19 protein-coding genes are annotated in these 20,691 nt (G+C 73.0%); 7 read left to right on the top strand and 12 right to left on the bottom strand.

Annotated features, from left to right (window positions below; all coding sequences use genetic code 11):
* Window positions 1-4: 4 nt before the first annotated feature.
* From NLX85_RS03990 to NLX85_RS04000, 3 genes are read left to right on the top strand one after another with little or no spacing between them, the layout of a single operon-like run.
* Complete coding sequence (locus NLX85_RS03990; protein ID WP_254331681.1) at window positions 5-583, top strand: GNAT family N-acetyltransferase; 579 nt, start codon at window positions 5-7, stop codon at window positions 581-583.
* 36 nt (window positions 584-619) lie between these two features.
* On the top strand, window positions 620-1,651 hold the full coding sequence (locus NLX85_RS03995; protein WP_254331682.1) for a sigma-70 family RNA polymerase sigma factor: 1,032 nt from the start codon (window positions 620-622) through the stop codon (window positions 1,649-1,651).
* Between the two features lie 10 nt (window positions 1,652-1,661).
* Window positions 1,662-2,042, top strand: coding sequence for a VOC family protein (locus NLX85_RS04000; protein WP_254331683.1), 381 nt, complete (start codon window positions 1,662-1,664; stop codon window positions 2,040-2,042).
* Window positions 2,043-2,088: 46 nt separating this feature from the next.
* Here the strand turns inward: NLX85_RS04000 and NLX85_RS04005 are convergent, their stop codons facing one another.
* The 4 genes from NLX85_RS04005 to NLX85_RS04020 form a co-directional block, all read right to left on the bottom strand.
* Window positions 2,089-2,976: a carbohydrate ABC transporter permease gene (locus NLX85_RS04005; protein WP_254331684.1), complete on the bottom strand. Its 888-nt coding sequence runs from the start codon at window positions 2,974-2,976 to the stop codon at window positions 2,089-2,091.
* Window position 2,977: 1 nt separating this feature from the next.
* Window positions 2,978-4,096 carry a carbohydrate ABC transporter permease gene (locus NLX85_RS04010; protein WP_254331685.1) on the bottom strand — a complete coding sequence of 373 codons (1,119 nt, stop codon included), beginning with the start codon at window positions 4,094-4,096 and terminating at the stop codon, window positions 2,978-2,980.
* A 68-nt stretch (window positions 4,097-4,164) separates the two neighbouring features.
* Window positions 4,165-5,412 carry an extracellular solute-binding protein gene (locus NLX85_RS04015; RefSeq protein WP_254331686.1) on the bottom strand — a complete coding sequence of 416 codons (1,248 nt, stop codon included), beginning with the start codon at window positions 5,410-5,412 and terminating at the stop codon, window positions 4,165-4,167.
* 25 nt (window positions 5,413-5,437) lie between these two features.
* A complete protein-coding gene (locus NLX85_RS04020; protein ID WP_254331687.1) occupies window positions 5,438-6,427 on the bottom strand; it encodes a LacI family DNA-binding transcriptional regulator in 990 nt (329 codons plus the stop codon).
* 146 nt (window positions 6,428-6,573) lie between these two features.
* Here NLX85_RS04020 and NLX85_RS04025 point away from each other — a divergent pair, with 146 nt between their 5' ends.
* Window positions 6,574-8,673: a glycogen debranching N-terminal domain-containing protein gene (locus NLX85_RS04025; RefSeq protein ID WP_254331688.1), complete on the top strand. Its 2,100-nt coding sequence runs from the start codon at window positions 6,574-6,576 to the stop codon at window positions 8,671-8,673.
* A 135-nt stretch (window positions 8,674-8,808) separates the two neighbouring features.
* Window positions 8,809-10,062 (top strand): IS256 family transposase, encoded by a 1,254-nt coding sequence (locus NLX85_RS04030; protein ID WP_308210698.1) that lies wholly within the window; start codon window positions 8,809-8,811, stop codon window positions 10,060-10,062.
* A 119-nt stretch (window positions 10,063-10,181) separates the two neighbouring features.
* On the opposite strand, the gene NLX85_RS04035 is transcribed toward NLX85_RS04030, so the two are convergent.
* From NLX85_RS04035 to truB, 8 genes are all read right to left on the bottom strand, one after another.
* Window positions 10,182-10,649 carry a GNAT family N-acetyltransferase gene (locus tag NLX85_RS04035; RefSeq protein ID WP_254331690.1) on the bottom strand — a complete coding sequence of 156 codons (468 nt, stop codon included), beginning with the start codon at window positions 10,647-10,649 and terminating at the stop codon, window positions 10,182-10,184.
* Between the two features lie 150 nt (window positions 10,650-10,799).
* A complete protein-coding gene (locus NLX85_RS04040) occupies window positions 10,800-11,735 on the bottom strand; it encodes a helix-turn-helix domain-containing protein (protein ID WP_254331691.1) in 936 nt (311 codons plus the stop codon).
* A gap of 163 nt (window positions 11,736-11,898) precedes the next feature.
* Window positions 11,899-12,666, bottom strand: a complete 768-nt coding sequence (dapB, locus tag NLX85_RS04045; RefSeq protein ID WP_254331692.1) for a 4-hydroxy-tetrahydrodipicolinate reductase — start codon at window positions 12,664-12,666, stop codon at window positions 11,899-11,901.
* Window positions 12,667-12,725: 59 nt separating this feature from the next.
* Complete coding sequence (locus NLX85_RS04050; RefSeq protein WP_254331693.1) at window positions 12,726-14,075, bottom strand: pitrilysin family protein; 1,350 nt, start codon at window positions 14,073-14,075, stop codon at window positions 12,726-12,728.
* A gap of 144 nt (window positions 14,076-14,219) precedes the next feature.
* A complete protein-coding gene (locus NLX85_RS04055) occupies window positions 14,220-16,595 on the bottom strand; it encodes a polyribonucleotide nucleotidyltransferase (protein WP_254331694.1) in 2,376 nt (791 codons plus the stop codon).
* A 223-nt stretch (window positions 16,596-16,818) separates the two neighbouring features.
* Complete coding sequence (rpsO, locus tag NLX85_RS04060) at window positions 16,819-17,088, bottom strand: 30S ribosomal protein S15 (protein ID WP_067302624.1); 270 nt, start codon at window positions 17,086-17,088, stop codon at window positions 16,819-16,821.
* 202 nt (window positions 17,089-17,290) lie between these two features.
* Window positions 17,291-18,217: a bifunctional riboflavin kinase/FAD synthetase gene (locus tag NLX85_RS04065; protein ID WP_254331695.1), complete on the bottom strand. Its 927-nt coding sequence runs from the start codon at window positions 18,215-18,217 to the stop codon at window positions 17,291-17,293.
* A 30-nt stretch (window positions 18,218-18,247) separates the two neighbouring features.
* The gene (gene truB, locus NLX85_RS04070; RefSeq protein ID WP_308210659.1) at window positions 18,248-19,132 is read right to left on the bottom strand and encodes a tRNA pseudouridine(55) synthase TruB; all 885 of its coding nucleotides are present in this window, start codon (window positions 19,130-19,132) and stop codon (window positions 18,248-18,250) included.
* A 111-nt stretch (window positions 19,133-19,243) separates the two neighbouring features.
* Here truB and NLX85_RS04075 point away from each other — a divergent pair, with 111 nt between their 5' ends.
* Together NLX85_RS04075 and NLX85_RS04080 are read left to right on the top strand one after the other, a co-directional pair.
* Window positions 19,244-20,323: a hypothetical protein gene (locus NLX85_RS04075; protein WP_254331696.1), complete on the top strand. Its 1,080-nt coding sequence runs from the start codon at window positions 19,244-19,246 to the stop codon at window positions 20,321-20,323.
* A gap of 68 nt (window positions 20,324-20,391) precedes the next feature.
* Window positions 20,392-20,691: a hypothetical protein gene (locus tag NLX85_RS04080; RefSeq protein WP_254331697.1), complete on the top strand. Its 300-nt coding sequence runs from the start codon at window positions 20,392-20,394 to the stop codon at window positions 20,689-20,691.

Raw genomic sequence — 20,691 nt, forward strand, 5'->3', positions numbered from 1 at the left:
TGCCATGGCTCTCGGGTACGTCCGCCCCGCGCGTCCGTCCGACGCCGGCGAGATCGCACGCCTCCAGCTCGCCACCTGGCGGGCCGCGTACCGCCGGATCCTGCCCCGGCACGTGCTCGACAACCTGGACGAGGCGTACCTCGCCCGGCGGTGGAGCGCCGCCGTGCAGGAGCCGCCCTCGGGCGCGCACCGCGTGCTGGTCGCCGTCGAACAGGCCGAGCAATCGTATCTGGTGGGGTTCGCCGCTTCCGGTCCGGCCGACGCCGAGGCGCTCGCGCCGGGCGAGCCGGCCGAGGCGCTCGCCGACGGTGTGGCGGCGGTGACCGACCTGCTGGTCGAGCCGCGCTGGGGCCGGCGCGGGCACGGCAGCCGGCTGCTCGCCGCGATGGTCGACCACTGGCGGGAGGACGGCTTCACCCGCGCGGTGGCCTGGGCGTTCGACGCCGACGCGGCGACCCGGAAGTTCCTCACCTCGACGGGCTGGGAGCCGGACGGCGCGGCCCGCGCGCTGGACGTGGACGACATGCTGGTCCCCCAGGTCCGCCTGCACGTCGGCGTTCCCGCCGAGCCGGTGGCCTCCTGAGTAGGCGCTGTCGGGGGTAGCGCCTACCGTGGCGGGATGACGACCGCACCGGCGCCCGCGACGAGTGACCTGGAGCCGTTCCGGGTCGAGTTGACGGGCTACGCCTACCGGATGCTCGGCTCGGTGTTCGATGCCGAGGACGCGGTGCAGGAGACCCTGCTGCGGGCCTGGCGCGGCCGGGACGGCTTCGACGGCCGGTCCAGCCTGCGCACCTGGCTCTACCGGATCGCCACCAACGTCTGCCTCGACCTGCTGCGCGGGCGCGGCCGGCGGGCCCTGCCCGTCGACCTGGGCGGCCCGGCCGTGCCGGTGGTCGAGTCGCTCGGCACGCCGGCCGGCGGCTGGGTCGAGCCGGTGCCCGACACGGCGGTGCTCCCGGCCGACCCGGCCGAGCTGGCGGTGGCCCGGGAGTCGGTGCGGCTGGCGTTCGTCGCGGCGCTCCAGCACCTGCCGCCCCGGCAGCGCGCCGTGCTGATCCTGCGGGACGTGCTCCGCTGGCGCGCCGACGAGGTCGCCGACCTGCTCGACGCCACCGTGCCGGCGGTCAACAGCGCGCTCCAGCGGGCCCGGGCGACCCTGGCCGGGGTGCGCGCCGAGCGGCGCGTCGGTCCGGATCTCGACCCGGTCGACCGCGACCTGCTCGACCGCTACGTGGACGCCTTCGCCCGCTACGACATCGACGCCCTGGTCGCGCTGCTGCGCGAGGACGCCGTGCAGAGCATGCCGCCCTACCCCATGTGGCTGCGCGGCGCGGCGGACATCGGCCGCTGGCTGGGCGGGCCGGGCGCCGAGTGCCGGGGCTCCCGGCTGGTGCCTGTGGCCGCGAACGGCGTGCCGGCCCTGGCGCAGTACCGGGTCGACCCGGCCGGCGGCCACCAGGCCTTCTCGATCACCGTGCTGGAGTGCGCCGAGGGGCGGATCGCCCGGCTCACCCACTTCCTGGAGCCCCGGCTCTTCCCGCGCTTCGGGCTGCCGACCCGGCTCGATCCGCGACCCGCCGATGAGTTTCCGCCCCCTGCGGCGTCCACCCCTGGTAGGCACGACGGAGGCGGCGCACCGGCGGAGTGAGGAGCGGGTCATGTTCAGGGACACGAAGGCGTTCACCGGGTTCTCGGTGGACGATCCGGACCGCGCGGAGCGGTTCTACACCGACGTCCTGGGGCTGCGGGTGTCCCGGGACGACGCGATGGGCGGCCTGCTGACCCTGCACCTGGCCGGCGACCGGCCGGTGCTGGTCTACCCGAAGTCCGACCACCGCCCGGCCACCTACACGGTGCTCAACTTCCCCGTCCCGGACGTCGACCGGGCGGTGGACGAGCTGGTCTCCCGCGGGGTGCGGTTCGAGCGCTACGAGGGCATGCCGCAGGACGACAAGGGCGTCATGCGGGGCAACGGCCCGACGATCGCCTGGTTCACCGACCCGGCCGGCAACGTGATCTCGGTGCTCCAGGAGAGCTGAGCCGGGGCCGGTGGTCCCGGCACGGGGCGGGACCGCCGGCCTCCGGTCAGCCCTTGTCGGCGCCCTCGTTCGCGCCGCGGACGAAATACCGCTGGAAGATCACGAAGAGCACCGCCACCGGGATGGTGGCGAGCAGCGCGGCGCCCAGCTTGAGCGGATACTGGGTGCCCTTGCCGAGCGACCCGCTGACCAGATCGGCCAGCCCGCGGGGCAGGGTGAACAGGTCCGGGTTCTGCACCGAGACCAGGCTGTGCGGGAACTCGTTCCAGGAGCCCTGGAACGACAGGATGGTCAGCGTGATGAGGGCCGGCCGCGCCATCGGCAGCACCACCGACCAGAAGGTGCGGAACACGCCCGCGCCGTCGATCCGGGCGGCCTCCTCGACGCTGACCGGCACCGACTCGAAGAACTGCTTCATGATGAAGACCCCGGCCGCGTCGGCGAGCAGCGGCACCACCAGGCCCGCGTAGCTGTCGTAGAGGCCGATCTGCTTGAGCACCAGGAACTTCGGGATGAGCAGCACCACGCCGGGCACCGCCATCACCGCGATGATCGCGGCGAAGAGCCCGGCCCGGCCCCGGAAGCGCAGCCGCGCCAGCGCGTAGCCGGCGAGCGAGTCGAAGAAGACCCGGCCGAGGGTGACCAGCACGGTGACCAGCAGCGAGTTGCCGAGCCACAGCGGGAAGTTGGTGCCCGCGAAGATCCGCTCGAAGCCGGCCAGGGTCAGCGGGTCGGGCACCGGCGAGAGCGGGTTCGCCGCCGCGTCCGGCTCGGTCTTGAACGAGTTGCCGAGCTGGATGACGAACGGGTAGAGGAAGACCAGCCCGAAGGCGATCAGGACCGCGTACCCCAGGATGCGGTTGACCCGGGCGCGCGGCCCGCGGTCGGCGCGGCGCGTGACGGGCGCCGCCGGCCGGTCGGTGAGCACGGCCATGTCAGGACCCCTCCGATACGCGTCGCCGCCACCACCGGGCCCGCCGGGGCTCGTCCCGGTCGGCCATCACCCGGCGTTGGAGCAGGGTCAGCAGGATGATGATCAGGAACAGCACGAAGGAGATGGCCGCGCCGGAGCCGTAGTCGAAGTCCCGGAAGGCGGTCCGGTACGACAGGTACGCCGGGGTGAGCGTGGTCTTGGCCGGGTCGCCCTGGCTCATCACGTACACCTGGTCGAAGACCTGCCAGGAGCCGATCAGGCCGAGGGTGAGCACCAGGAACATGGTGGGCTTGATCAGCGGCAGGGTGACGTGGCGGAAGCGCTGCCAGCGGCTCGCCCCGTCGAGGGTGCTGGCCTCGTCGAGGGCCACCGGGACGTTCTGCAACGCGGCCAGGAACATCAGCATGAAGGTGCCCGACGTGGTCCAGATGACCATGCTGATGATCGACACCATGGCCACGCTCGGGCCGGCGAGCCAGTCCCACCAGGTCAGGCCGAACGGGCCGCCGGAGGTGAGCGCGCCGGGCGGGGTGTCCACCCCGACGGCGCCGAACAGCAGGTGCAGCACGCCCCGGGAGTCGGCGAACCACTCCGGCCCGTTGATCCCGAGGAGGCCGAGCAGCCGGTTGACCGCGCCGGAGTTGGCGAACAGGAACAGGAACACCACGCTGATCGCCACGGAGCTGGTGACCGAGGGGAAGTAGAAGGCGCTGCGGAAGAAGCCCTTCCCCTTGAGCATCCGGTTGTTGACCACGAGGGCGAGGCCGAGGGCGAGCACGGTCTGCACCGGCACGACGATGCCCACGTAGTACATGTTGTTGCGGATGCTGGTCATGAAGTCGCGGCGGTCCAGCCCGTCCTCGGCGAACAGCCGGGTGTAGTTGTCGCCGCCCACGAACGGCACGTCGGCGGTGAACGGGCTGCCCTGGCCGTTCCAGTCGGTGAGGCTCACCCACAGTGCCATGAGGATCGGCAGCAGCAGGAAGAGCCCGAGGATCACGATGACCGGCGCGACGAAGAGCCAGCCCGCGATGTTCTCGTTGCCGCGGACGCCGCCGCCGCGACGGCGGCGCGGCTGCGCCGGCGTGGTCGCCGGGGCGCGCAGCGCTTCGGTTGCCATCTCGTCCCTCCCTCCTTGTCCGTGCGAGCAGGCGGGGAGGGGCCCGGTCCGGGCCCCTCCGCCACCGCTCAGCCGCCGAGCGCCGCCTTGGCGTTCTTGTCGAAGTTGGCCAGGATCGTCTTCGGGTCACCGGTGGCGAGCCCCTGGAGGCCGGCTTCCAGGTCGCGCAGGACGCTGTCCATCTTCGGGGCGTTCACCGGGCCCTGGGCGTACGCGGCGCCGTCGATGAACGGCTTGTCCGCCGGGAAGGCGCCGGTGTACTGGTCGCGGACGGACTGCCGGGACGGCATCACGCCGAACGCCTTGGCGAAGGTCACCTGCTGGTCGCCCGCGGTCATCGCCTCGACGAACTTGATCGCCTGGTCCTTGAACTTCGACTTGGCGGCGACGCCCCAGCACTGGGTGAACGAGAGGGTGCCCTGCCCCTTGGGGCCGGCCGGCAGCGGCACGACCTTGTACTTCACGTTCGGGAAGTCGTTCTGCAGGGCACCCTTGATCCAGTTGCCCTCGATGGTCATGACGGCCTTGCCCTTGCCGAACGCCTCACCGGACCAGCCGGCGTCGAGCTGCTTAGGGAACTTCGCGTAGCCGTTGGTGAGCAGCGACTTCACGTACTGGAGGGCCTGGAGGTTCTCCGGGGTGTCGGCGGTGGGCTGCTTGCCGTCCTTGCTCATGAGCCACCCGCCGTTCTGCACCATGAAGGCGCCGATCCGGTCGCGGGTGTCGCCGAGGGCGAGCGCCACCATCTTCTTCGCCTTGATCTTCTCGCTGACCGCGGTGAGCTGGTCCCAGGTGGTCGGCACGTCGGCGTCGGTCAGGCCGGCCTTCGCCCACAGGTCGGTGTTGATCTCCAGGGCGAGGGTGGAGAAGTCCTTCGGCGCGCAGTAGAGCTTGCCGTCGTAGGTGAACGTGGTGCGCAGGCTCTCGTAGAAGTCGTCCTTGTTGCTGATCTTGTCGCCGTACGGCTCCAGCGCGCCGACGCTGGCGTAGTCGGCGAAGCGGCTCGCGTCGACGTAGAAGACGTCCGGCGGGGTGCCGCCGGCGAGGGCCTGACCGAGCTGCTGGGTGAGGTCCTGGGCCGGGGTGACGGTGGCGGTGTTGCCGCTGGACGAGGCCCACTTGGCGGCCGCGTCCTGCACCGCCTTGGTCTCGGCCTCGCCGGAGGAGCCGATCAGGATCTGGAGGCTGGCCGGACCGCTGGACTGCTTGGTGTCGTTCGCGGAGTCGTCGAAGCCGCTGCCGCACGCGGCGGAGCCGAACAGGGCGACGGCGGCGAGGCCGGCCACCGCCGCCCGAGTGAGGGTGCGAGGTGTCATCTGACTCTCCTGGTGGGGGATGTGGTCACGCCGTGTGCCGGAGCACCAGCGCGGGAGCGAGCAGCACATGGGGGTCGGTGGGCTGGCCGTCGAGCAGGCCGGTGAGCAGGTCGACGCAGCGGGCGGCGGCCGCGGAGAGCGGCTGGCTGACACTGCTCAGCCCGACCGCGGCGGCCACCGGGGTGTCGTCGAAGCCGACGACGGCGACCGGCGCCGCCGCGCCGCGCGCCGCCTGGAGCGCGCCGAGGGCGAGCGAGTCGCTGGCGCAGACCACCGCGGTCGGCGGCGCGTCGCGGGCGAGCAGGTCGCGTAGCTCCCGCTCACCCTCGGCGATGCCGTCCTCGGTCTCCCGGCGCAGGCCGGCCACGTCGAGGCCGGCCGCCGTCATCGTGGTACGCCAGCCGGCGCACCGGTCGTCGCCGACGCCGGAGCCGGTCGGCCAGCCGAGGAAGGCGATCCGCCGGTGGCCGGTGTCGAGCAGGTGCCGGGTGACCTGCGCGGTGCCGGCGGCGCCGTCCACGTCGACCCACGGGTGCCCGTCGAGGGCGTCCCAGGGCCGGCCGAAGGTCACGAAGGGCACCTCGCGCTCGGCCAGCCACGCGGTGCGCGGGTCGCCGTGCTTGGTGCCGGTGAGCACGAACGCGTCCAGGTCGTACGCGCCGAGCAGGTCGTCGTAGGTGGTGATCTCCTGGTCGTCGTCCCGGGCCGTGTAGAGCAGGACCCGGTAGCCGGCGGCGTCGGCGGTCTCGGTGAGGCCGTGCAGGAACCGGTCGAGCACCGAGCCGTTGATCCCGTCCCGGGTGGGCTCGATGCGGACCGCGATGAGCCGGGACCGACCGGTCCGCATCTGCCGGGCGGCCTGGTTGGCCCGGTAGCCGAGCGCGTCGATGGCCTCCTGCACCCGCCGCCGGGTCTCCTCGCGGACGATGTGCGGGGCGTTGAGCACGTTGGAGACCGTCTGCCGGCTCACCTGGGCGTGCCGCGCCACCGTCGCGATGGTCACCTTTTCAGCCACGAAATCCCTCTCGCCGCCTTGAACGATCCAACTCCGATGCGGCAGGATTAGATCGTTCAAAGTTTCTGGAATGTTTCGCACTTTGCACCGGCCGGAGCCATCTGTCAAGACATCCCCGGCCCACCGATCAGCACCGGGAGTTCCCCTTGTCCGAACGCCACCTGCAACCCCTGCTGCACGACCTGGTCGGCGTGGTGCACGCCCCCACCAGCGCGCTGGGCGACGCGGCGGGCCAGATCCGGCCGCACGGCGTCCAGGGCGCCTTCCACGCCGACGCCCGGGTGCTCTCCCGCGCCGAACTGCGCCTCGACGACCGGGAGCCGGAGCCGCTGACCCGGGGATCGGCCGGGCCGCACGGCGCCCGCTTCGTGGCCCTGGCCCGCTGGCTCGGCGACCCCACCCCCGACCCGACCGTACGGGTCGAGCGCACCCGGCAGGCCGGACCGCACGGCCTCACCGAGGAGGTCGTCGTGTCGTCCACCGCCACCGGCCCGGTGCGCACCACGGTCAGCGTCGACCTCGGCTGCGACCTCGCCCCCATCGAGCTGGTCAAGTCCGGGGGGAGCGGCACGCCGCTGGAGGCCAAGGCCGGCGAGCCGGGCCGGGTCCAGTGGGCCGCCGAGGGGCTCACCGTGACCGTGACCGGCGAGGCGGCCACCGTGGACGCCACCGGCGACCGTGCCACCGCACCCCGGCTGAGCTGGCCCGTCACGCTCGCCCCCGGCGGGTCGGCGACACTGCGCTGGCGCCTCGCCGTCACCGACCCGAAGGCCGTGGTGACCGCCGCCCCGCCCGGTCCCGGCTGGTCCGAGCCGGCGGTACGCGCCGACGACCGCCGCCTGGTCCGGCTCCTCGACCGCTCCCTGGCCGACCTGCGCGGGCTGCGGCTGGCCGAGCCCGCCCACCCGGAGGACGTCTTCCTCGGCGCCGGCGTGCCCTGGTTCCTCACCCTCTTCGGCCGCGACAGCCTCTGGGCCGCCCGGATGATGCTGCCGCTCGGCACCGACCTGGCCGCCGGCACGCTGCGGGTGCTGGCCCGCCGGCAGGGCGCCCGGGTCGACCCGGTCACCGGTGAGGCGCCCGGCAAGATCCTGCACGAGCTGCGCCGGCACGAGTTCACCCTGGACGAGGGGCTGCGGCTGCCGCCCGCGTACTACGGCACGGTCGACGCCACCATGCTCTGGATCGGGCTGCTGCACGACGCCTGGCGCTGGGGGCTCGCCGCCGACCAGGTCGAGCCGCTGCTCCCCCACCTGGAGGCGGCGCTCGACTGGCTCGCCGAGCACGCCGACGCCGACGGCGACGGCTTCGTCGAGTACGTCGACGCCACCGGCCACGGCCTCGCCAACCAGGGCTGGAAGGACTCCGGCGACGCGGTGCGCTTCCGGGACGGCCGGCTGGCCGCGCCGCCCATCGTGCTGGCCGAGGTGCAGGGGTACGCGTACCAGGCCGCCGTGAACGGCGCCGACCTGCTCGACGCCTTCGGCCGCCCCGGCGCCGACCGCTGGCGCTCCTACGCCGACCGGCTCGCCACCCGGTTCCGCGGCGCGTTCTGGGTCGACGGCCCGTACGGCCCGCAGCCCGCCCTGGCCCTCGACCGGGACAAGCGCCCGGTGGACTCGCTGACCAGCAACATCGGCCACCTGCTCGGCACCGGGCTGCTCTCCGACGCCGAGTCGGCGCAGGTCGCCGCCCTGCTCTCGACCGAGGCCCTGGCGGGCGGCTTCGGGCTGCGCACCATGTCCACCGACGACGCCGGGTTCAGCCCGCTGTCCTACCACTGCGGGTCGATCTGGGCCCACGACACCGCCATCGTGCTCGGCGGGCTGGCCCGGGCCGGTCACCGCGAGGCGGCGCTACGGCTCGCCGACGGCCTGCTGGCGGCCGCCGAGGCGTTCGACTACCGCCTCCCCGAGCTGTACGGCGGCGACGACCGGGCGGCGCTCGGCCGGCCGGTGCCGTACCCGGCGGCGTGCCACCCGCAGGCCTGGTCGGCGGCGTCCGCCGTGCTCCTCCTCCAGGCCGCCCTCGGCGTCTACCCCGACGTGCCCGCCAACCGCGTCGACCTCCGCCCCCTGGCCGGCCCCGAACTGGGCGCCCTGACGGCCGAAGGACTGACAATCGCCAACACCCCGGTAAAGGTGACGATCAACAACACCGGCCACCCGATTCTGACCGGCCTCCCCGCAACCCTCCACATGCCGACCCCCCGCCAACCCACCGCCCCCACCCACTCCCCCACCTGACCGCCTCCCGCGCGGCCCTGCCCCGGGTGGGTCTGTCAGAAAGATCGTGTGTGAGGCGGTGATCCGGCAGGCTGGAGCGATTGCTCCGGCCGGGAAGGATCACCGTTGACGAACAAGGACACCGCAGCCGAGGACATGGGCACTGTCGAAGGTCAGGCCCCGGCGGGGTTGGACGTGCGGATCGCCCAAGAGCTGATCGATCAGGCCCGGGCGCAGGGTGTGTCGCTGGTCGGGCCTGGTGGCCTGCTCAGTCAGGTCACTCGCACCGTGCTGCAGACCGCCCTCGAGGCGGAGATGACCGAGCACCTTGGCTATGAGAAGGGCGATCCGGCCGGGCGGGGGCGGGGCAACCACCGCAACGGCAGCTCGCCGAAGACGGTGCAGACCGAGGTCGGCCCGGTGCAGTTGCAGGTGCCGCGGGACCGGGCTGGGGCGTTCGAGCCACAGATCGTGCCCAAGCACGCCCGCCGGGTCGAGGGCTTCGACGAGGCCATCATCTCGTTGTATGCCAAGGGCCTGACGACGGGCGAGATCCAGGCGCACCTGGCCGACATCTACGACGTCGACGTCTCCCGGGACCTGATCTCCCGGGTCACCGACAAGGTCGTCGACGAACTGAACGCTTGGCAGTCGCGGCCTCTGGACCGCGTCTACCCCGTGGTGCTGATCGACGCGATCGTGGTGAAGATCCGCGAGGGTCAGGTGGCCAACCGGCCCGTCTACGTGGCCGTCGGCATCAACCTCGCCGGCGAACGCGATGTGCTGGGCCTATGGGTGGGCACCGGCGGTGAGGGCGCCAAGGCGTGGATGGCCACCCTCGCCGAGCTTCGTAACCGCGGGGTCGAGGACGTGTGCATCGTGGCGTGCGACGGGCTCAAGGGTCTGCCCGACGCCATCGGCGAGATCTGGCCCTTGGCGACAGTGCAGCTGTGCGTGGTTCACCTGGTCCGCGCGAGCCTGCGCTATGCGTCCAAGGCGCACTGGAGCCAGATCACCAAAGCCCTGCGGCAGATCTACACCGCCCCGACGGTCGAGGCCGCCGAGCAGCGGTTCGCCGACTTCGAGCAGGCGTGGGGCGCGAAGTATCCGGCGATCATCCGGTTGTGGCGCTCGGCGTGGGAACAGTTCACCCCGTTCCTAGCGTTCCCGCCGGAGATCCGCCGGGTCGTCTACACCACGAACGCGATCGAGTCGCTCAACGCCCGGTTCCGCCAGGCCACCCGCCGCCGCGGGCACTTCCCCAACGAACAGGCCGCGCTCAAGGTCCTCTACCTCGTCATTCGCAGCCCGCGACCGAACCGGGCTAACGTCACCGGCAAGACCGGCGGCTGGAAGCAGGCCCTGAACTCCCTCGCCATGTTCTACGGCGAGCGCATCACCGGAAACTGAGAAGGCGATCACCGCCTCACACACAAAGATCCGGACAGTCCCCCCCCCGGGTTGATCAAGAAGTTTGCGTCAGGAGTAGGCCGATTCCCGACGCAAACTTCTTGATCAACAGGGTGGGGTCAGGGTTGGGTTAGTTCGGCGATGAGTTCTTCGTCTTCCATGGCTCCTGTGGGGGTGAAGCCCAGGGAGGCGTAGAGGGTTTTGGCGGGGGTGTTGTCGGGGTGGTAGCTGAGGCGGATCGGGTGGCCCGCCTCAGCGAGCCAGTCGGTCAGGGTTCGCACCGCGGCGCGGCCTACGCCGCGGTCCTGCTCGGCGGCGTCGATGACCATGCCGCCGATCCAGCGGGAGCCGTCGTCGTCCACGCCCCACATGACGTGGCCGACCACCGTCTCGTCGGCGTAGACGGCGAGTGAGGTCCAGACGTCCGAGCGCATGGTCAGCACCAGGTAGCGGGCCGCCAGCGCCGGAACGAAGTTCCGTTGGTCGTCGCGGGGCGCCACGTCGGCCACCGCCCGCCAGTTGTCGTCGTCCACCGGCCGCAGGGTCACCCGTCGGCCGGCGCGGTCACACTGCCCGGAATCGATCATTGCGGTCAGCCTAGGGCCGGCCCGCCCACGCGGCCATCGCTTTCGCCGCAGGCCCCATGATCGGCTCCAGCTCGCCGGGGTGGCGGTGTCGGCGGGCGTCCGACACCGCCACCTCGGCGAGCTGGGGTCGGTCAGTCCTTGCCGTGGTGCTCAGCCGGCCGCCGCAGTCGCGGCGGCGTCGAGGTAGGGGCGGGGGTCGCCGGCGCCGAGGTCGGTGATGCCGGCGCTCTGCAGGGCGCCGATGGCCAGGGTACGACGCACGGCGGCGAAGGTGATCACGTGACCGATGGTGCCGCCCAGCGTGTGGGTGGTCGGGGGCGCGCAGGTGGTGTCGACGAAGGTGTCCGCCAGGGTGCCGGCGGCCAGCGTCCGGGCCACGAAGGCCCGCCAGTCGCGGCCGGCGACCGCGTGCCGGGCGGCCAGCCCGGACACCGAGCGGTCGCTCTCGTCGGGCCACTCGCCGCCACGAAGCGCCGAGAGCCAGTGCTCCTCCTGGGTGACCATGGCGTTGATCAGCGAGCGGAGCGTCGGCTGCTCGTCGATGGTCTCCACGGACACGGTGACGGGCCGGTCGAGCACGGTGTCGTCGAGGGTGCCCGCACGGTCGATGATCGCCGTGAGAGTCTCGACGTGGTGGTCGACCAGGTGCTGGAGAACGTTCATGGGAGTCTCCTGACGTGCCGCCGGCAGCCGCAGGCCACCGGGCGGTTGGAAGTGGACGCCGCTGGGGCAGGGCAGCTCCAGCTCGCGGAAGGTCAGCGGCGGGCGCCGCCGGACCGCGGTCGGCGGGATGCCGTACGACCGCTGGAAGGCGCGGGTGAACGCCTCGTGCGAGCCGTATCCGGCCTCGACGGCGATGTCGAGAACGGTCCGGTCGCTGGTGATGAGCCGGTGCGCCGCGCGTTCCAGGAGCAGCCGGCGGCGCAACGCGCCCGGCGGTTCCCCGGTGGCCGCGGCGACCAGCCGGTCGAAGTGGAACCGGGACAGGTGGGCCCGGGCGGCCAGACCGGTCGGGCCGGCCTCCGGATCGTCCAGTGCGACCTGGATCACGTCGAGGAGGCCGGTGAGTCCGTCCGTCGTGGTCATGTGGACAGCCTGCACCCGCCGGCGGCCGCGCCGCTTGATCGCGGTTGCGCACCTGCGCGCGGCCGCCCGCAGTCAGGTACGGCCGGCACGGTGGGGGCCGATCGCCCTCGCACCCGGCCGGCCGGCCGCCGCAAGGGTCAGCCACCGCCGGGCACGGACGGGGTCAGTCGAGCAGGGCGTCCAGGCCGACGGTGAGGCCCGGACGGCGGCGCACCTCGCGCACCGCCAGCAGCACGCCCGGCATGAACGACGCCCGGTCGTACGAGTCGTGCCGGATGGTCAGCGTCTCGCCCGTGGTGCCGAAGAGCACCTCCTGGTGGGCGACCAGGCCGGTGGCGCGGACCGCGTGCACGCGTACCCCGTCGATCTCGGCGCCGCGGGCGCCGGGCACCTCGTCCCTCGTGGCGTCCGGCGTGGGGCCCAGCCCGGCCTCCGCGCGGGCCTGGGCGACGAGCCGGGCCGTGTGGGTGGCGGTGCCGCTGGGCGCGTCCAGCTTGCGCGGGTGGTGCTGCTCGATGATCTCGACGGACTCGAAGTGCCGGGCCGCGCGGGCGGCGAACTGCATCATCAGCACCGCGCCGATGCCGAAGTTGGGGGCGATCACCACGCCGACGCCGGGCCTGCCGGCCAGCCAGCCGCGCACCTGATCGAGCCGCTGCTCGGTGAAGCCCGTGGTGCCGACCACCGCGTGGATGCCCTGGTCGATGCACCAGCGCAGGTTGTCCATGACGACGTCGGGGGTGGTGAAGTCGACGACCACCTCGGCGCCGGCGACAGCGGAGAGGTCGTCGCCCTGGTCGATCGTCGCCACCAGGTCCAGGTCGCCGGCCGAATCGACGGCCTTGCAGACCTCCATGCCCATCCGGCCGCGGGCGCCCAGAACGCCGACCCGGACCGCCTCGGCCGGGTTCTTCTCCTGCTCGTCAGTCACGGGGCACAACCTATCCCAATCGGGACGGGGCCACCCCTACGGACCGGGAAGCGGGACGGTCAGCGCACGGCGAAGGCGGACTCGTCGAACGGGCCCACCACGGCGAGGGACATCGGCCGGCCGAGCAGGTCGGCGGCGAGGGCGTTGACGTCGTCCAGGGTCACCGCGTCGACCCGGGCCAACAGCTCGTCGACCGGCATGAGGTTGCCGTAGAGCAGCTCGCCCTTGGCCAGCCGGCTCATCCGGGAGCCGGTGTCCTCCAGGCCGAGGACGAAGGAGCCCTTGCTCATCCCCTTGCCCCGGGCCAGCTCGGCCTCGGTGATCCCCGTGGCGGCCACCCGGGCCAGCTCGGCGCGGGTCAGGTCCAGCACCTCGTCCACCTTGCCGGGGGCGCAGCCGGCGTAGACGGCGAACAGGCCGCTGTCGGCGTACTGGCTGGCGTAGGAGTAGACCGAGTAGGCCAGGCCGCGCTGCTCGCGGATCTCCTGGAACAGCCGGCTGGACATGCCGCCGCCGAGCACGTTGTTGAGCACCCCGAGGGCGAAGCGCCGCTCGTCGAGACGGTCGATGCCGGGGCAGCCGAGGATGACGTGCGCCTGCTCGGTCTCCTTCGGCTCGACCACCGTGGCGGCCGGCCTGGTGCGTACCGCCGGGGTGGCCGACCGGTGCGGGGCCGGCACGGCCGGGTCGGTGTCCAGCGGGGTGCCGCGCAGCGCCTGGCGGACCAGCTTGACCACGGCGGCGTGGTCGAGGTTCCCGGCGGCGGCGATGACGATCTGCGGCGCGGTGTAGCGGCGGCGGTAGAAGCTCTGGATCTGCCGCCGGGTCATCGGGGTGACCGTCTCATCGGTGCCGGAGATCAGCCGGCCGAGAGGGTGGTCGCCGTAGACGGCGCGGGCGAAGAGGTCGTGCACCTCGTCGCCGGGCTCGTCGTCGTGCATGGCGATCTCTTCGAGGATGACGCCGCGTTCGGTCTCCACGTCGGGGGCGGCGAGCACCGAGTCGGCGACGAGGTCGCACATGACGTCGATGGCCAGCGGCAGGTCCTCGTCGAGCACCCGCGCGTAGTAGCAGGTGTATTCCTTGGTGGTGAAGGCGTTGGTCTCGCCGCCCACCGCCTCGATCTCCGAGGAGATCTCCAGCGCGCCGCGCTTGTTGGTGCCCTTGAAGAGCAGGTGCTCCAGGAAGTGCGCGGCGCCGGCCTGCGGCCCGGTCTCGTCGCGCGAGCCGACCGCCACCCAGATGCCGAACGAGACGCTGCGCATGGCCGGGATCGCCTCGGTGAGCACACGCAGGCCGCTGGGGAGCACGGTGCGGCGGACGGTGCCGCCCAGCGGGTCGTCGCTGAGCGTGCGGGTGACCGCCCGGGCCGCTCCGCCCGCGGGGCGCGCGGCCTCGGACGACGTCACCCCCCGTCGAGCCGCAGGGGAAGACGAACGCCGGGTCCGACTCACGAGGAACCTGCTCTCAGTTCGACGAGGGGTGGGTGGTGCGGGGGTGACGAACGAAGCCGGCCGGGTGACGCCCTGGGCGTCACCCGGCCGGTCGGTGAATCAGCTGTGCCGGGTCCGGCGCCGCGGACGGCCGTCGCCGCCGCCCTCGCCGCCGCCCTCGCCACGCTCCGGGCCCCGGCCGCCACGCTCGCCGCCACGATCGCGGTCGCCGCGGTCCCGCGGGCCACGGTCGCCGCCGCGGTCCCGGCCGGCCGGACGCTCGCCACCGGCGGCCTCCTCGGCGGCCGGCGCCTCGGCGCCCTCCGGACGGATCTTGTCCAGGTAGATCTTGCCGCGGGCGTCGATGTCCGCGATCTCGACCTCGACCTTGTCGCCGACGTTGAGGAAGTCCTCGACCTTGTCGACCCGCTTGCCGTCGCCCACCTTGGAGATGTGCAGCAGGCCGTCGCGGCCCGGGAGCAGCGAGATGAAGGCGCCGAACGCGGCGGTCTTCACCACGGTGCCGAGGAACCGCTCCCCCACCTTCGGCAGGGTCGGGTTGGCGATGCCGTTGATCCGGTCCACCGCCGCCTGCGCGGACGGACCGTTGGTGGCGCCGACGTAGATGGTGCCGTCGTCCTCGATGGAGATCTCGGCGCCGGTCTCGTCCTGGATGGCGTTGATGGTCTGGCCCTTCGGGCCGATCACCATGCCGATCTTGTCGACCGGGATCTTCACCGTGGTGACCCGCGGCGCGTACTCCGACATCTCGGCCGGCGCCTCGATGGCCCGCTTCATCACGTCGAGGATGGTCTGCCGGGCCTCGTTCGCCTGCTGGAGCGCGGCGGCCAGCACGTCCGACGGGATGCCGTTGAGCTTGGTGTCGAGCTGGAGCGCGGTGACGAATTCCGGCGTGCCGGCGACCTTGAAGTCCATGTCGCCGAACGCGTCCTCGGCGCCGAGGATGTCGGTGAGCGTCACGTACTGGGTCTTGCCGTCAACCTCGTCGGAGATGAGGCCCATGGCGATGCCGGCGACCGGCGCCTTCAGCGGCACACCGGCCGAGAGAAGGCCCAGCGTCGAGGCGCAGACCGAGCCCATCGAGGTGGAGCCGTTGGAACCGAGGGCCTCGGAGACCTGCCGGATGGCGTACGGGAACTCCTCGCGCGACGGCAGCACCGGGATGAGCGCCCGCTCGGCCAGCGCGCCGTGGCCGATCTCGCGCCGCTTCGGCGAGCCGACCCGGCCGGTCTCACCGGTCGAGTACGGCGGGAAGTTGTAGTTGTGCATGTAGCGCTTGCGGTTCTCCGGGGACAGGGTGTCCACCATCTGCTCCATGCGCAGCATGTTCAGCGTGGTGACGCCCAGGATCTGGGTCTCGCCCCGCTCGAACAGCGCCGAGCCGTGGACCCGCGGCAGCACGCCGACCTCGGCGGTCAGCGGGCGGATGTCGCGCGGGCCGCGGCCGTCGATGCGGACCTGCTCGCGCAGCACCCGGTTGCGCACCTCGGACTTGGTCAGCGACCGGAAGGCGGCGGAGAGCTCCTTCTCGCGGCCCTCGAACCGACCGCCGAGCTCCTCGGCGACCTTGGCCTTGACCCGGTCCAGGGCCTCCTCGCGGTCCGCCTTGCCGGCGATCTTGAGGGCCTCGGCGACCTCGGCGCGGGCCAGGTCGGCCACCGCCTGGTAGACGTCGTCCTGGTAGTCCAGGAACACCGGGAACTCGGCGACCGGCTTGGCGGCCACCTCAGCCAGCTCGCTCTGCGCGCGGCACAGCTCGCGGATCGCCGGCTTCGCGGCCTCCAGGCCGCTGGCCACGATCTCCTCGGTCGGCGCGGTGGCGCCGGCCGAGATCAGGGCCACGGCGTTCGGCGTCGCCTCGGCCTCGACCATCATGATCGCGACGTCGCCGTCGGCCAGCGCCCGGCCGGCCACGACCATGTCGAAGGTGGCCCGGGCCAGCTCCTCCAGGGTCGGGAACGCGACCCACTGGCCGTCGACGTGCGCGACCCGGGTCGCGCCGATCGGGCCGGAGAACGGCAGGCCGGAGAGCTTGGTCGACATGGAGGCGGCGTTGATCGCCACCACGTCGTAGGGGTGCTGCGGGTCGAGCGCCAGCACGGTCTCGACGACCTGGACCTCGTTGCGCAGGCCCTTGACGAACGACGGGCGCAGCGGCCGGTCGATCAGCCGGCAGGTGAGGATGGCGTCCTCGCTGGGCCGGCCCTCGCGGCGGAAGAACGAGCCGGGGATCCGGCCCGCGGCGTACATCCGCTCCTCGACGTCGACGGTCAGCGGGAAGAAGTCGAACTGCTCCCGGGGCTGCTTGCCGGCGGTGGTGGCGGAGAGGACGACCGTCTCGCCGAGCTGGGCGATGACGGAGCCGGCGGCCTGGCGGGCCAGCCGGCCGGTGGAGAAGGTGATCTCGCGGGTGCCGAAGGACCCGTTGTCGATCACGGCGGTGCGGGATTCGGTGCCGAGGTTGGTCTCGGTCATGTGCTGTGGTGCTCCTTCGCGTCGTCGGCCCACGACACGGGGAACTGCTCAGGCGGCCGGTCTTCGATCGAAGCGCCCGGGTGGCCGGCATGATGCCGGGGTTCCCGGGGGCCACTACCGGAGACCGGTGCGCTGACCGGTTCCCTCTCGGTCGGTCGCGTGGCCGGGTTCTTCTGGTGGTACCGGAACGGGGGAGCGGCCGAGTGGCCACTCCCCCGTCACGTCATCGGCGCAGGCCGAGCCGCTCGATGAGCGACCGGTAGCGGTTGATGTCCTTCTTCTGGACATAGTTGAGCAGCCGGCGGCGACGGCCGACCAGCAGCAGCAGCCCGCGGCGGCTGTGGTGGTCGTGCTTGTGCACCTTCAGGTGCTCGGTGAGCTCGGCGATCCGCTTGGTGAGGACCGCGACCTGCACCTCCGGCGACCCGGTGTCGCCCTCGGCGGTCGCGTACTCCGAGCGGATCTTGGCCTTGGCTTCCTGGTCGAGCGCCATGTTCTCCCTGTTTCGTGGAACGTTTGATGAGGTCCGGATCGGTCGGAGTGACCGGGAAACGGACCGGTTCCTCGCACCCGCGGCGTCGTGCAGGCACGCGAGGCCCCACGTCGGTCAGCCGACGTCCCTGCCAGCCTACCAGCCCGGCGGGGAACCGCCCGGTGAAGGGCCACGAAGCGCCCGCCGGCCAGCTTCGACACGCTCAGCCGACCGCCCGGCGGGTCCGCTCCACGTCCTCGGCGATCTGGGCCACCAACGGCTCGATCGCGTCGTACGTCCGTTGTTCCCGCAGGTGCGCCACGAAGTCCAGGGCCAGCCGCTCGCCGTACAGGTCACCGGAAAAGTCCAGCGCGTACGCCTCCACCCGGCGCTCCCGCCCGGAGAAGGTCGGGTTGGTGCCGATGGAGACCGCGGCCGCGAGGGGCTCTCCACCGCGGCGCACCAGCCGGGCCGCGTACACCCCGTCGGCGGGGACGGCCGCGTACCGGTGGGTCAGCAGGTTGGCGGTCGGATAGCCCAGCTCACGCCCGCGCTGGTCGCCGCGGACCACCACGCCCTCCACCCGGTGCGGGCGGCCCAGGGCGGCGGCCGCCGCGGTTACGTCGCCCGCGTCGACGCAGGAACGGATGTACGTGGAGGAGAAGACCGTGCCCGCCTCGGCGACGAGCGGGGCGCCCTCCACGCCGAAGCCGAAGGTGCGACCCAGCCGCTCCAGCAGCGCCACGTCGCCGGCCGCCCGGTGCCCGAACCGGAAGTTGTCGCCGACCACCACCAGCGCGGCGTGCAGGTGCTCGACCAGGATGTCGTGCACGAACGCCTCGGCGGGCAGCCGGGAGAACTCCGGGGTGAACGGCACCACGCAGAGCACGTCGGCGCCGAGCGCCTCGATCAGCTCCGCCTTGCGGGCCGGCTCGGTGAGCACGGCCGGGTGCGAGCCGGGGCGCACCACCTCGGCCGGGTGCGGGTCGAACGTCACCACCACCGACTTGACGCCCAGCTCGCGGGCGCGCGCCACGGCGTGGCCGATGGTCGCCTGGTGGCCCTTGTGCACCCCGTCGAAGACGCCGATGGTGACCACCGAACGCCCCCAGCCGCCGGGCGCCGCCTCGTACCCCCGCCACCGCTGCATGCCGTTCCTCCCCTGTCCGCCCACGCGCCGTCAGGCGGGGGCCAGCACGATCTCCGCGCGGGCCCGGCCGTCCCGCTCGCTGACGATAGCGATCAGCCCGCCGTCCGGGCCGAAGACCGCGTACGGCCCGGCGATGCCGGCCGGGTCCAGCGGCCCGCCGTGGGAGAGCACCCTGGCCTCCTCCGGCGTGGCGTCCCGGCGCGGGAAGTACCGGCCGGCGGCCGCGTCCAGCGGCAGGTTCACCACGTCGGGCGCGCGCTGCTCCAGCGCGTCGAGGGTGGCCGCCTCGGCCAGGGTGAACCCGCCGACCGCGGTGCGGCGCAGCGCGGTGAGGTGCCCGCCGACCCCGAGCGCCAGGCCCGCGTCCCGGGCGATGGCCCGGATGTACGTCCCGGACGAGCAGGTCACGTCCACGTCCACGTCCACCACGTCCGGGGTGTCCCGGCGGATCGCCAGCACGTCCAGCCGGGAGATGGTGACCCGCCGGGCCGGCAGCTCGACGCTCTCCCCCTCGCGCACCCGCTTGTACGCCCGCTGCCCGTCGATCTTGATGGCGCTGACCGCGCTGGGCACCTGGTCGATCTCGCCGGTGAGCGCGGCGAGCGCGGTGCGGACCGCCTCGTCGGTGACCGCGCCGGCCGGGATGCTGGCGATCACGTCGCCCTCGGCGTCGTCGGTGACCGTCGCCTGGCCGAGGCGGATCGTGGCGGCGTAGCTCTTGCCGGCGCCGATCACGTAGGTGAGCAGCCGGGTGGCCCGGCCCACCCCGATCACCAGCACGCCGGTGGCCATCGGGTCCAGCGTGCCGCCGTGCCCCACCCGTCGGGTCCGGGCGAGCCGCCGGATCCGGGCCACCACGTCGTGCGACGTCATGCCGCCGGGCTTGTCGACAACGATCAGACCGTCTGTGCTCACGACCGCAAAGCCTGCCAGATACCCGTCCCGGTCCGCCCGGGGGATACCGCGCGGAGCGACAAGGTGGGACACTCACTGACATCTCGCCCACTCCTGACTCGGGGGGCTGCGATGACCGACGATCGGCCGGACTCCACACCACCGCGCCACCCCGCCCCCACGCCCGGCCACCGGCCCGGACCGCCGGCGGGGCCGGAGTGGCCGCGTCAGCCCCCGCCCGGCGCGGCCGGCCCGGGCCACGCCGGTGGCCAGCGGAGTTGGCCGCCGCCCGGCGCGGTCGGTCCGCGCCGCGACGGCGGCCCGCGGAGCTGGCCGGGCCGGCGCTCCGGTTCCCTGCTGACCGGCATCACGGCGCTGCTGCTGCTCGCCTTCGTCGGAGTGGTCGGCGGGGCCGTCCTGGTGTCGATGCCGTCCGCGCGCGGGCGGCCGGTGGTGTTCCCGACGTTCGGCCCGCCGTCCGGCGCACCGGCCCCCACGTCCGCCGCGCCGGCCCCCACGTCCACCGCGCCGCCCCGGGCGTCCGGCCCCTTCGACGGCACCCCGGCCGCCGCGTTCCCGCAGGGGGAGGCGGGGATCGTCCTGCCGGCCGCCAAGCGCACCGGCCCGTTCACCGAGAAGCAGGTCGCGGCCGCGCTGGCGAAGGTCCGGAAGGTGCTGGTGACCGCGCGGCTGGACCGCCGGTTCATGACCGACGACGACCCGGAGCCGTTGGTCCGGCAGTTCGCCCGGGACGCCCGCGCCGGCCTGCGTAAGGCCTTCGCGTCCGACACCTTCGCCGCGTACGCCACCCGGCTGGCGCCCGGCGCCCGGCTCACCGCCGACCAGCCCAGGGTGCAGGGCCGGATCAGCTACCGCGCCACGAAGGACGACGACGGCATCCGCATCCTGGCCGTCACCACCAACTTCGTCTGGTCGTACGCCTTCCCGACCAGTAGCACGGTACCGGGCGACGGGCTGGTCGTCGTGCACGACACGGTGGTCTGGAGCGTGCCGCATCCCGACGACGTCGAGAGCAGTTCGACCGGTCTCTGGATCGAGGACGCGAACTCGTACGCCGCCAACGTCGACTGCGCGGCGTACGACAAGGGCCTGCTCGACCTGGGCACTCACAGCTTCGACGGCCCGGACGGCCCGGACCTGGACGCGGTCTTCGACCCCGCCGCGACGCTGGACCTCCCGGACACCTGCTGAGCGGGGTCGCGCGGGAGGCTGCGTTCCGGCACACTGCCGCCACCCCCTCCTCGCCCCCAGGAGCCACCATGAGCACCACCCCGCCGTCGCACCAGCACCGTCCCCGGGTCGACCTGCCCGACTGGATGCGGAACCCGGAGCCGCCGCGGCGCACCCTCGGCCGCCGCCTCTCCGACGTCGTCGACGGCGTGCCGGCGCTGGCGGCGGCGCGGCGCCGGCTCTGGGCGTGGCAGGGGCGCACCCGGTTCAGCGAGCGGCACCCGGTGATCTCCGCGATCGTGTCCTTCGTGGTGGTGGCCGTGGTGGCCACCGCCCTGGTGGTCGGCACGCTCTACCTGTTCCACAAGATCAGGCAACACGAGATCTGA

This window comes from Micromonospora sp. A3M-1-15 (genome assembly GCF_024213425.1).
Taxonomy (GTDB): Bacteria; Actinomycetota; Actinomycetes; order Mycobacteriales; family Micromonosporaceae; genus Micromonospora; species Micromonospora chersina.

Excerpts from the sequence above, each read along its gene's own strand:
- NLX85_RS04055 (WP_254331694.1), bottom strand. The coding sequence starts at position 16,595 with ATGACCGAGACCAACCTCGGCACCGAATCCCGCACCGCCGTGATCGAC.
- rpsO (WP_067302624.1), bottom strand. The coding sequence starts at position 17,088 with ATGGCGCTCGACCAGGAAGCCAAGGCCAAGATCCGCTCGGAGTACGCG.
- NLX85_RS04035 (WP_254331690.1), bottom strand. The coding sequence starts at position 10,649 with ATGATCGATTCCGGGCAGTGTGACCGCGCCGGCCGACGGGTGACCCTG.
- NLX85_RS04065 (WP_254331695.1), bottom strand. The coding sequence starts at position 18,217 with ATGCAGCGGTGGCGGGGGTACGAGGCGGCGCCCGGCGGCTGGGGGCGT.
- NLX85_RS04075 (WP_254331696.1), top strand. The coding sequence starts at position 19,244 with ATGACCGACGATCGGCCGGACTCCACACCACCGCGCCACCCCGCCCCC.
- NLX85_RS04000 (WP_254331683.1), top strand. The coding sequence starts at position 1,662 with ATGTTCAGGGACACGAAGGCGTTCACCGGGTTCTCGGTGGACGATCCG.
- NLX85_RS04010 (WP_254331685.1), bottom strand. The coding sequence starts at position 4,096 with ATGGCAACCGAAGCGCTGCGCGCCCCGGCGACCACGCCGGCGCAGCCG.
- NLX85_RS04080 (WP_254331697.1), top strand. The coding sequence starts at position 20,392 with ATGAGCACCACCCCGCCGTCGCACCAGCACCGTCCCCGGGTCGACCTG.
- NLX85_RS04005 (WP_254331684.1), bottom strand. The coding sequence starts at position 2,976 with ATGGCCGTGCTCACCGACCGGCCGGCGGCGCCCGTCACGCGCCGCGCC.
- NLX85_RS03995 (WP_254331682.1), top strand. The coding sequence starts at position 620 with ATGACGACCGCACCGGCGCCCGCGACGAGTGACCTGGAGCCGTTCCGG.
- NLX85_RS03990 (WP_254331681.1), top strand. The coding sequence starts at position 5 with ATGGCTCTCGGGTACGTCCGCCCCGCGCGTCCGTCCGACGCCGGCGAG.
- NLX85_RS04015 (WP_254331686.1), bottom strand. The coding sequence starts at position 5,412 with ATGACACCTCGCACCCTCACTCGGGCGGCGGTGGCCGGCCTCGCCGCC.
- NLX85_RS04030 (WP_308210698.1), top strand. The coding sequence starts at position 8,809 with ATGGGCACTGTCGAAGGTCAGGCCCCGGCGGGGTTGGACGTGCGGATC.
- NLX85_RS04040 (WP_254331691.1), bottom strand. The coding sequence starts at position 11,735 with ATGACCACGACGGACGGACTCACCGGCCTCCTCGACGTGATCCAGGTC.